Origin of the sequence: Streptomyces bambusae (genome assembly GCF_019400985.1) — a bacterium.
GTDB classification, from domain to species: domain Bacteria; phylum Actinomycetota; class Actinomycetes; order Streptomycetales; family Streptomycetaceae; genus Streptomyces; species Streptomyces bambusae_A.
This window is the reverse complement of record NZ_WTFF01000254.1, coordinates 1-10,522: the sequence shown is the minus strand read 5'-3', so window position 1 is coordinate 10,522 and position 10,522 is coordinate 1. Positions and strand designations below refer to the sequence as shown.

Below are 10,522 nucleotides of genomic sequence, written 5' to 3'. Positions count from 1 at the left end.
AGCCAGGGCGCGTACGGCGCGCAGCAGGGTGCCGGTGCCGCAGGCGGGGTCGAGGGCGCTGCGGGCGGGGCCGGCGAGGGCGGCCATCAGCGCGGCGGGGCCCTCGGGGGTCAGCGTGTACTGGCGGGGGTTGGCGTCCAGATGGCGGCCGAGCAGGAACTCGAAGGCCTGGCTGGCGCCGAGCTCGGCGGCGAGTTCGGCGGCGGCGCGCAGCAGCGGCATCGACGCGGGGCCGGGCGCTGCGAAGGCCCCCGGGGCGGCGGTCCGGGCGCGGGCGAGGTCCGTCAGGGGGTGGTGCGGGCCCAGGCGGGCGGTGAGCACCTGGTCGAGGACGGGCGGCAGCAGCACGGCCATCCGCTCGTCGGAGACAGCCGTCAGCTCCAGCCAGTCGGTGGGCCGCATCCGTACGACGAGCAGCGCGCAGCCGGCCTCGACGAGGGCGGCCACCGAGCCGGCCGGGTGGCCGCAGACCTGCTGCCAGACCCGTTCGCGCAACGGGACTTCGGCGAGCTTGCCCTGGGCCCGCAGCCAGGCCTCGACCTGGGGCAGCGCGAAGGAGGGGCTGGTCTCGGTGCCGCCGACGGGGCGGGGGAAGTCCGCATGGCGGCGTCGCCAGTTGCTCACGGCGGCGCGGCCCACACCGGCCAGGCGGGCGATCTCGGCGGCGGTCACCTCGGCTGGGCTGTTGTGCGGCATGGAACTGATCATAGCCGTTCACGCCCGAGAGCTCGATTCACAGCGTGAACAAACCACTTTCCGTGAACCGTGTTGACTCGGTTCACACCTCATGCTGTGATGGGCCGCGCCGCCGAGCCCGCTGTGCAGCGCGTCAACAGCCCTGCCCGCATGCGCGGCGCCCCGCCCCACTGTCCCGCTCCCCGCTTCCCCGCTCCCCAACTCCTCGCCGAGAGAGTCCTCATGTCTGCTGCTGCCCGTCGTACGTCCCGCCGCACCGCGCGGATCGCCGCCGTCACCACCGCCGCGCTGATCGGCCTGGGCGGCCTGACCGCGTGCCTGCCCGGCCTCGGCCTCGCCGACGACGGCCCCTTCCCCGGACAGTCCGGCTCCCAGGTCGCCGACCGGTCGACCGAGGCCCTCAAGGGGGCGAGCTCACTGACCGTCACCGGCACCGTCCGGGACAAGGGCAAGCCCATCCAGCTGGACATGGCCGTCAGCAAGAGCGGCGAGTGCCGGGGCACGATGGCGATGCCCGGCGAGGGCTCGTTCGAGCTGATCCGCACCGCCGAGCACATCTACATCAAGGCGGACGAGGCCTTCTACCGCGCCCAGGTCAAGGACATGTCCAAGAACGAGGCCGACGCCGTCCTCAAGCAGCTGGTCGGCAAGTGGGTCAAGTCCAAGGCGTCGGAGCAGGACTCCAAGGAGATCGCCGAGCTGTGCGACCTGGACCAGCTGCTCGGCACGTTCCAGAAGACCAAGGGCACGTCGAAGGGCGGCGTCGAGCAGGTCGACGGCGAGTACGCGGTGAAGCTGACCACCAGGACCAAGGAGGGCACCGAGACCCTCTACGTGGCCACGAAGGGCGAGCCGTACCTGCTCAAGGCCGTCCTCACCGGCCAGGACCCGGCCTCGGTCACCTTCTCCAAGTTCAACCAGCCGGTGCAGGCGCAGGCGCCGACCTCCGACGTGGTCGACACGGACAACATGGGCCAGTAACGGCCGTCACCAAGGCCGCAGCCCCGGCAGGCGGATGGCGCGAAAGCGGCGTACTGTCTCAACCGGGACACGGAAGGAGCCCTCGTATGGGGATCTTCGACAAGGCCAAGGAAATGCTGCACAGCAGCAAGGGCAAGCAGGCGGGCAAGCAGGCGTCGGACCGGCTCGAACAAGAGGTCAACGAGCGGACCGGCCACAAGTACACCGAGCAGGTGGACCAGGCCCAGCAGCAGATGGAGCAGAAGCTCGGGATCGACGACGACCCCAACAAGTAGCTCCACGGCGGACGCACGGACGCACGGACGCGCGGACGCCACGGACGCCAGACGTGACGGCGGCGGCCGGGGGACCCCTCCCCCGGCCGCCGCCGGCGTGTTCACGCGCCCATCGCCCCGGCCCGGCCGGTCAGCCGAGCACGGTCGTCAGGAACTCGCCCGTCCAGGCCAGCAGTTCCCGGCCGACCAGCGGCTTGCCGCCGATCTTGCCGGTCTTCGGGCGGGGGACGAGGACCTGCGAGGTGGCCGGCTTGAGGACCGTTCCCGGGTACAGGCGCTTCAGGCGCAGTTCCTGGGACTCCCTCAGCTCCACCGGGCCGAAGCGGATGTTGGTGCCCTGGAGGGTGATGTCGCCGACCCCGCAGGCCCGCGCCAGCATCCGCAGCCCGGCCACCAGCAGCAGGTTCTCCACCGGCTCGGGCAGCTTGCCGTAGCGGTCGGTGAGTTCCTCGCGGACCGCCTTGATGTCCTCCTCCGAGTTCGCCGAGGCGATCGCGCGGTACGCCTGCAGGCGCAGCCGCTCGCCGGGCGCGTAGTCGTGCGGGACGTGCGCGTCGACCGGCAGCTCGATCTTGACCTCCAGCGGCGGCTCCTCCTCCACCCCGCCCTCCAGGGAGGCCCGGTAGTCGGCGACGGCCTCGCCGACCATCCGCACGTACAGGTCGAAGCCGACGCCCGCGATGTGGCCGGACTGCTCGCCGCCGAGCAGGTTGCCCGCGCCGCGGATCTCCAGGTCCTTCATGGCCACGTACATGCCGGCGCCCATCTCGGTGTGCTGGGCGATGGTGGCCAGGCGCTCGTGCGCGGTCTCGGTGAGCGGCTTCTCCGGCGGGTAGAGGAAGTACGCGTACCCGCGCTCGCGGCCGCGGCCGACGCGGCCGCGCAGCTGGTGCAGCTGGCTCAGGCCGAAGTTGTCGCCGCGCTCGACGATCAGGGTGTTGGCGTTGGAGATGTCGATGCCGGACTCCACGATGGTGGTGGACACCAGCACGTCGTACTTCTTCTCCCAGAAGTCCACCACGACCTGTTCCAGCACCTGCTCGGACATCTGGCCGTGGGCGGTGGCGATCCGCGCCTCGGGCACGATCTCGCGCAGCCGGGCGGCGGCCCGGTCGATGGACTCGACCCGGTTGTGGATGTAGAAGACCTGGCCCTCGCGCAGCAGTTCACGGCGTACGGCGGCGCCGATCTGCTTCTCCTCGTACGGGCCGACGAAGGTCAGCACCGGGTGGCGCTCCTCCGGCGGGGTGGTGATGGTCGACATCTCGCGGATGCCGGTCACCGCCATCTCCAGGGTGCGCGGGATCGGGGTGGCCGACATCGTCAGCACGTCCACGTTGGCGCGCAGCTTCTTCAGCTGCTCCTTGTGCTCGACGCCGAAGCGCTGCTCCTCGTCGACGATGACCAGGCCCAGGTCCTTGAACTTCGTCTCGGAGGAGAACAGCCGGTGGGTGCCGATGACCACGTCGACCGAGCCCTCCTTCAGACCTTCCAGGGTGGCCTTGGCCTCGGTGTCGGTCTGGAAGCGGGACAGCGCGCGGACGTTGACGGGGAACTGGCTGTAGCGCTCGGAGAAGGTGCCGAAGTGCTGCTGGACGAGGAGGGTGGTGGGCACGAGGACGGCGACCTGCTTGCCGTCCTGGACCGCCTTGAAGGCCGCCCGGACCGCGATCTCGGTCTTGCCGTAGCCGACGTCGCCGCAGATCAGCCGGTCCATCGGGACGGACTTCTCCATGTCCTCCTTGACCTCGGCGATGGTGGTGAGCTGGTCGGGGGTCTCCGCGTACGGGAAGGCGTCCTCCAGCTCGCGCTGCCAGGGCGTGTCGGGGCCGAAGGTGTGGCCGGGGGCGGCCATGCGGGCGCTGTAGAGCTTGATGAGGTCGGCCGCGATCTCCTTGACGGCCTTCTTCGCCTTCTGCTTGGTCTTGGTCCAGTCGGCGCCGCCGAGCCGGTGCAGGGTGGGCGCCTCGCCGCCGACGTACTTGGTGACCTGCTCCAGCTGGTCGGTGGGGATGTAGAGGCGGTCGCCGGGCTGGCCGCGCTTGGCCGGGGCGTACTCGACGAGCAGGTACTCGCGGGTGGCGCCCTGGACGGTGCGCTGCACCATCTCCAGGTAGCGGCCCACGCCGTGCTGCTCGTGGACGATGTAGTCGCCGGCCTGGAGGGTCAGCGGGTCGATGGTCTTGCGGCGGCGGGCCGGCATCCGGCCGAGGTCCTTGGTGGCGGTGCGCTGGCCGGTCAGGTCGGTCTCGGTGAGCACCGCGATCTTCAGCGCCGGGTCGACGAAGCCGCTGTCGAGGGAGCCGCACGCGACGTGCACCAAGGAGGGCTCCAGGGCGCCGAGGTCGGCCTGCAGCCGGGCCGCGATGCCCTCCCCGCCCAGTACCTCGACCGTACGGGCGGCCGGGCCGTGGCCCTCGGTGACGTACACGGTGCGCCAGCCGTCGGCGAGCCAACCCTTGGTGTCGGCCAGCGCCCGGGCGGTGTCGCCGCGGTAGCTCTCGGGGGCGTGCATGCCGAGCGTGAGGCCGGCCGGCCCGTCGGCGGGTGCGCCGGCGCCGGAGAGGTCCTCGTCCGCGGCGAACGGGGACACCGACCACCACATCATGCCCAGCTCGCGGGCCCGGTCGCGGATGTCGGCGATGCCCCACAGCGAGGCCGCGCCGACGTCGATGGGCGCCTGCCCGCCGCCGGCGGTGGCGGCCCAGGAGGCCTGGAGGAACTCCTGGCTGGTGGCCACGAGGTCGGCGGCCCGGGTCCGTACCCGCTCCGGGTCGCAGACGACGGCCATGGCGCCGGCCGGGAGCACGTCCAGGAGCAGCTCCATGTCGTCGACGAGGACCGGTGCGAGGGACTCCATGCCCTCGACGGCGATCCCCTCGGCGATCTTGCCGAGGAGTTCGCCGAGCTCGGGGTGGCGTTCGGCGAGGGCGGCGGCCCGCTCCCGCACCTCGTCGGTGAGCAGCAGCTCGCGGCAGGGCGGGGCCCACAGGCCGTGTTCGGCGATCTCCAGGGAGCGCTGGTCGGCGACCTTGAAGTAGCGGATCTCCTCGACCTCGTCGCCCCAGAACTCGATGCGGAGCGGGTGCTCCTCGGTGGGCGGGAAGACGTCGAGGATGCCGCCGCGCACGGCGAACTCGCCGCGCTTCTCCACCAGCTCCACCCGGGCGTACGCGGCCGCGGCCAGCGCCTCGGTGATCTCGCCGAGGTCGGCGCTGCCGCCCTGCCGCAGGGCCACGGGTACGAGGTCGCCCAGGCCCTTGACCTGCGGCTGGAGCACGGAGCGGATGGGTGCGACGACGACCGAGACGGGGCCCGCGGCCGGGTCGTCGGCGCTGGGGTGGGCCAGGCGGCGCAGGACGGCCAGGCGGCGGCCGACGGTGTCGCTGCGCGGCGAGAGGCGCTCGTGCGGCAGGGTCTCCCAGGCGGGGTAGTCGACCACCCGGTCGCCGGGCAGCAGGGAGCGCAGGGCGGCGGCCAGGTCCTCGGCCTCCCGGCCGGTCGCGGTGACCGCGAGGACGGTCCGCCCGGTCCGGCCGGCGAGCGCGGCGATGGCGAACGGGCGGGCGGCGGCGGGCCCGACCAGGTCGACGTGCATCCGGTGACCGTCGCCCGCCGCCTTGACCGCCTCGCTCAGGGCGGGGTCGGCGACGACGGCGTCGAGCAGTCCGTGCAGGCTCATGGGGGCTTTTTCCGTCCGGGTTGTCGTGGCGTCGGGGCAACGCGAGTGACCCGACACGTCTCACGGGCCGGGGGTTCCCAGCCTACGACGGGGGTCCGTCACCCGCGCGAGCGATTACGGCCACCCGTGGGGGTGACGGAGCTGGCCGCGGTTAGGCCGTTCTCGCTAACCTGAGTCCAGCGCTTAGTCCACGCCTGCCCTGGAGGGGCCGCTATGGAAGCAGCCCGGCAGTACAACGTCCACGAGGCGAAGACCCACTTCTCGAAGATCCTCGAACTGGTCGCGACCGGCGAGGAGGTGATCATCAGCAAGTCCGGTGAGCCCGTCGCCAAGGTCATCCCCCTCGCGGGGAAGGTCCGGCGCACCGACTACGGGGTGCTCGCGGGCCGCGTCCACATCCATGACGACTTCGACGAGCTCCCCGACGGCTGGGACGAGGCCTTCGGGGGCGGCGAGTGAAGCTCCTGCTGGACACCCACGTCGTCCTCTGGTGGCTGAACGGCGAGTTGACCGAGGAGACTCAGCGGCTGCTCGGCCGCGAACGCTGGGTGTACATGAGCGCCGTCACGCCGTGGGAGATCTCGGTCAAGCAGGCGGGCGGCAAGCTCGACAGCGACACCGACCTGGCGGAACAGGCACGCGACACGCAGTTCAGGCCCTTGTCCATCACCGCTGATCACGGTGTCCTGGCGGGGAAGCTGCCCCCTCACCACCGCGACCCCTTCGACCGCATGCTCGTCGCCCAGGCCCAGTCCGAGGGGCTGACGCTGGTCACCCGCGACAAGTTCATCCCCCTCTACGACGTGCCGGTCCTGGCCGTCTGAGCACGCCGGCGGGGCTGCAAGGGGCTGGGCTGCGCCCCCTCAGGGGCGCGGGGCTGTACTCGATTTGCGGCTCCGCCGCGTGGGCGCGAGCAGCCACGACGGACCCGCAGGTCCGCCACGTCCGGCAAGGACCCGAACAGGGGGCAGGGGTACGGGGCGAAGCCCCGGCCCCCTCCAGCCCCGCCGGCGCTTGAGGCGCGGGCGGGGCTGGGCCCCGAAGGGGCGCGGGGCGGATGCCCCCGCGGCGGGGCCAGGGGGCCGCGGCGGGCCCGGTCCGTACCCCCGTGGACGGACCGGGCCCGCGGGATTTCCCCGGGCGCGCCGCGGCTATTCGCTGGCGATCGCGTTCAGGACGTTCATCCGGCCCGCCCGGAACGCCGGGACCAGCGCGGCCAGGAGGCCCACCAGGGCCGAGGCGGCGAAGACTCCGCCGATCGTCGGCCACGGGATCTGCAGGACCTTCATGCCCTCCAGGGCCAGCAGCTGCTGCGCCGTCGCACCCCAGGCCATGCCCAGCCCCAGGCCCAGCAGGGCGCCGAAGAGGGCGATGACCACCGACTCCAGGCGGATCATCCGGCGCAGCTGGCGGCGGGAGAGGCCGATGGCCCGCATCAGGCCGATCTCCCGCGTCCGCTCGACCACCGACAGGGCCAGGGTGTTCACCACACCCAGCACCGCCACGATGATCGCGAGACCGAGCAGGCCGTAGACCATGTTCAGCAGCTGGCCGACCTGGTCCTTCAGGGCCTCCTTGTAGTCCGTCTGGTCCAGCACCCGGTACTGCGGGTACGCCTCCAGCGCGTCCTTCAGGGCCGTGTACGCCGCGTCCGCCTGCCCGCCGCGCGCCTTGGCCAGCAGCATGAACGGGCGGGGCATCCGGTCCGCCGGCACGTTGGCCTCGGCCGTCTGCGTGCTGACGTACATGGCCTCCTTGTCGAGGCTGCCGTCGTCCGTCGTGATCGCCGCGACCTTCAGCTTGGCCGTCCGGCCCTCGGCGAAGGCCACGGTCAGCTCGTCGCCGACCTTGACGTGGTGCGCGGCGGCGTAGATCGAGCCGACCGCCATGGAGTTCGGCGCGTACGCGTCGGCGTGCTGCCCGGCGGTCATCTTGCGGCGCACGTCCTTGGCGTACGTCGGGTCGGTGACGCTCAGGCTCTGGTCCGTGGTGGAGCCGTCGGGCGCGGTGACCTTGGCGTCCAGCCCGCGGTAGGCGGTGACGTGGTCCAGACCCGCCGCGCCGCGCACCGCCTGCTCGGCCTGCGGCATCAGCGGCTGCCCGTTCTGCGACTGGATCATGAAGTCGGCGCCCACGGACCGGTCGAGTTCCTCGGTGGCCGAGGCCACCATCGAGGAGCCGACCACCGACAGGCAGGCGACCAGCGCCAGTCCGATCATCAGCGCGGCGGCCGTGGCGCCCGTACGGCGCGGGTTGCGCAGCGCGTTGCGCTCGGCGAGGCGGCCGACCGAACCGAAGGGCCGCAGCACGACCCCGGACAGCACCCGTACGACGCCGCCGGCCAGCAGCGGACCGATCACGATGAAACCGATCAGGGTCAGGACGATGCCCAGGCCCAGCCACAGCGAGCCGGCGCCGGCCTTCTCCGCCTGCGCGGTGAGGTAGAGGCAACCGCCACCGAGGCCGGTGAGGACCAGGCCGAGGACGGCGCGGACGACGCCGGCCTTGCGGTCGCCGGGCGTGCCGGCGTCGCGCAGGGCCGCCATCGGGGAGACCTTGCCGGCGCGCCGGGCCGGGACGTACGCGGCGACGAGCGTGACCACCGTGCCCAGCAGCAGGCCGACGACCGGGGTGGTCCACTTGACGGTCAGGTCCGCGGTGGACAGGTTCATGCCCATCTGGCCCATCAGCTTCATCAGCAGCACGGCCAGGCCCACGCCCGCGCCGACACCGAGGACGGAGCCGAACACGCCGAGCAGCAGGGCCTCGGTGAGCACCGCGCGGTTGATCTGGCCGCGGTCGGAGCCGATGGCGCGCATCAGGCCGATCTCACGGGTGCGCTGGGCGACCAGCATCGAGAAGGTGTTGAAGATCAGGAAGATGCCGACCAGGAAGGCGATGAACGCGAAGCCGAGCATCACCCACTTCATGACGTCCAGGAAGGCGCCGACGTCCTTGCGCGACTGGTCCGCGGACTCCTTGGCGGTCTGCAGCTTGTAGGTGTCGGCGCCGACGGCGGCGGCGATGTCCGCCTTGAGCCGGTCGTCGGAGACGCCCTTCTTCGCGATCACGTTGACGTTGGTGAACAGGCCCGGCCCGCCCAGCAGTTCGCGCTGCGCGGTCGCCGTGTCGAAGTAGACGACCGTCGCGCCCGGGTTGGTCACCTTGAAGGAGGCGATGCCGGAGATCCGGGCGCGGAAGTCGCCGGTGACGGCGATCGTGCGCAGCTCGTCGCCGATCTTCAGCTTGTGCTTCTTCGCCGTGTCGGCGTCGACCATCACCTCGGTGGGGCCGCGCGGCGCGTTGCCGGAGCTGACCTCCATCGACTTGAGCTCGTTGGCGTTCCAGCTGGCGGCGATGGTCGGGGCGCCGGAGGTGGGGCCGACGTTCTTGTTCTTCGCGTCGACGACCGTGACGGACAGCGAGACGACGCTGCCCTGGGCGCTCTCGACGCCCTGCACCTTGGCGATCTTCTCGACGGCGTCCGCGGGGATCGTCTCGGGCCGGCCGCGCCGCGGGTTCTCCTCGCCCGACTCGGGCGCCTTGGCACTGACGGTGACATCGGAGCCGGTGGTCGCGAACAGCTTGTCGAAGGTGGTGTTCATGGTGTCCGTGAACACCAGCGTGCCGCACACGAAGGCGACGGAGAGCAGGACCGCGACGGCCGACAGGGCCATCCGCCCCTTGTGCGCGACGACGTTGCGCATCGAGGTCTTGAGCACGGTCACGACGTCCGCCCGCGCGCGTCGAAGTCCTTCATGCGGTCGAGGACCTGGTCGGCCGTCGGGTTCCACATCTCGTCCACGATCCGGCCGTCGGCCAGGTAGAGCACCCGGTCGGCGTAGGAGGCGGCGACGGGGTCGTGGGTGACCATCACGATGGTCTGGCCGAGCTCGTCCACCGAGCGGCGCAGGAAGCCGAGCACCTCGGCACCGGCCCGCGAGTCCAGGTTCCCGGTCGGCTCGTCACCGAAGATGATCTCGGGGCGGGCCGCCAGCGCCCGGGCCACGGCCACGCGCTGCTGCTGCCCGCCGGACAGCTGGGTCGGACGGTGCTTGAGACGGCCGGCCAGGCCGACGGTCTCCACCACCCGGTTCAGCCACTCCGCGTCGGGCTTGCGGCCCGCGATGTCCATGGGGAGGGTGATGTTCTCCAGCGCGTTCAGCGTCGGCAGCAGGTTGAACGCCTGGAAGATGAAGCCGATCCGGTCCCGGCGCAGCTGGGTGAGCTTCTTGTCCTTCAGGCCGGTGATCTCGGTCTCGTCCAGGAAGATCTGGCCACCGGAGACGGTGTCCAGCCCCGCCAGGCAGTGCATCAGCGTGGACTTGCCCGAGCCCGACGGGCCCATGATGGCCGTGAAGGCGCCCTTGTGGATGTCGACGTCCACGTGGTCGAGCGCGACGACGCGCGTCTCGCCGGAGCCGTAGGCCTTGACGACCTGCCGTGCCCTGGCCGCGACCGGCACCGCTCCCCCCGTACCACCGTGCTTGGATTCGGTCACTGCCGTTGTCACGGTCTTCTTCTCCTCGGTCGATTCCGCGCGGCCCGCCCCGGGCTCGTAGGAACCAGTTAAGAACCGGCCGGAATCGCTCGCCTCCTCCACCGGGACGAACCGGCCCTGGACCGTAGTGAGGACCATCCCTTAGGGGTTCTCCGCCTTGCGGCGGAGATGAGATGGGGGATTCCCCCGGGCCGCGGCCGGTGAGAAGGTGTTCCCCAAAAGTGCGTGCACAGTGAAAGGGTCTTCGTGGGCACAGGGAGCACGCAGGGCGCGGGGAGCACGCAGGGCGCGGGGAGCGCGGCCGGCACCGCGGCACAGGCGGGGGGGACGGGCGCCACCGGGGGGGGGGGGGGGGGGGGCGGGGGGGGGGTCTTTTTAACACCTCCC

At 71.7% G+C, this 10,522-nt stretch carries 7 protein-coding genes and 1 pseudogene; 4 read left to right on the top strand and 4 right to left on the bottom strand.

The window, feature by feature from the left end; all coding sequences use genetic code 11:
* Nucleotides 1–696, bottom strand: a pseudogene (locus tag GPJ59_RS27235) (SAM-dependent methyltransferase); the annotation flags it as partial.
* Between the two features lie 222 nt (nt 697–918).
* On the opposite strand from GPJ59_RS27235, the gene GPJ59_RS27230 reads away from it, so the two are divergent.
* The gene (locus GPJ59_RS27230; protein WP_219670350.1) at nt 919–1,677 is read left to right on the top strand and encodes a hypothetical protein; all 759 of its coding nucleotides are present in this window, start codon (nt 919–921) and stop codon (nt 1,675–1,677) included.
* 86 nt (nt 1,678–1,763) lie between these two features.
* Nucleotides 1,764–1,952: an antitoxin gene (locus GPJ59_RS27225; RefSeq protein ID WP_219670349.1), complete on the top strand. Its 189-nt coding sequence runs from the start codon at nt 1,764–1,766 to the stop codon at nt 1,950–1,952.
* A gap of 130 nt (nt 1,953–2,082) precedes the next feature.
* Here GPJ59_RS27225 and mfd read toward each other — a convergent pair whose 3' ends face one another.
* Entirely contained in the window at nt 2,083–5,634 is a 3,552-nt protein-coding gene (gene mfd / locus GPJ59_RS27220; RefSeq protein ID WP_219670348.1) for a transcription-repair coupling factor, read from the bottom strand.
* A 213-nt stretch (nt 5,635–5,847) separates the two neighbouring features.
* Here mfd and GPJ59_RS27215 point away from each other — a divergent pair, with 213 nt between their 5' ends.
* Nucleotides 5,848–6,093: a type II toxin-antitoxin system Phd/YefM family antitoxin gene (locus tag GPJ59_RS27215; protein WP_219670347.1), complete on the top strand. Its 246-nt coding sequence runs from the start codon at nt 5,848–5,850 to the stop codon at nt 6,091–6,093.
* A complete protein-coding gene (locus GPJ59_RS27210; protein ID WP_219670346.1) occupies nt 6,090–6,458 on the top strand; it encodes a type II toxin-antitoxin system VapC family toxin in 369 nt (122 codons plus the stop codon). The genes GPJ59_RS27215 and GPJ59_RS27210 overlap by 4 nt, the downstream gene beginning before the upstream one ends.
* A 327-nt stretch (nt 6,459–6,785) precedes the next feature.
* Here the strand turns inward: GPJ59_RS27210 and GPJ59_RS27205 are convergent, their stop codons facing one another.
* Together GPJ59_RS27205 and GPJ59_RS27200 are read right to left on the bottom strand one after the other, a co-directional pair.
* The gene (locus GPJ59_RS27205) at nt 6,786–9,362 is read right to left on the bottom strand and encodes an ABC transporter permease (protein ID WP_219670345.1); all 2,577 of its coding nucleotides are present in this window, start codon (nt 9,360–9,362) and stop codon (nt 6,786–6,788) included.
* Nucleotides 9,359–10,147, bottom strand: a complete 789-nt coding sequence (locus tag GPJ59_RS27200) for an ABC transporter ATP-binding protein (RefSeq protein ID WP_219670351.1) — start codon at nt 10,145–10,147, stop codon at nt 9,359–9,361. The genes GPJ59_RS27205 and GPJ59_RS27200 overlap by 4 nt, the downstream gene beginning before the upstream one ends.
* Nucleotides 10,148–10,522 lie beyond the last annotated feature (375 nt).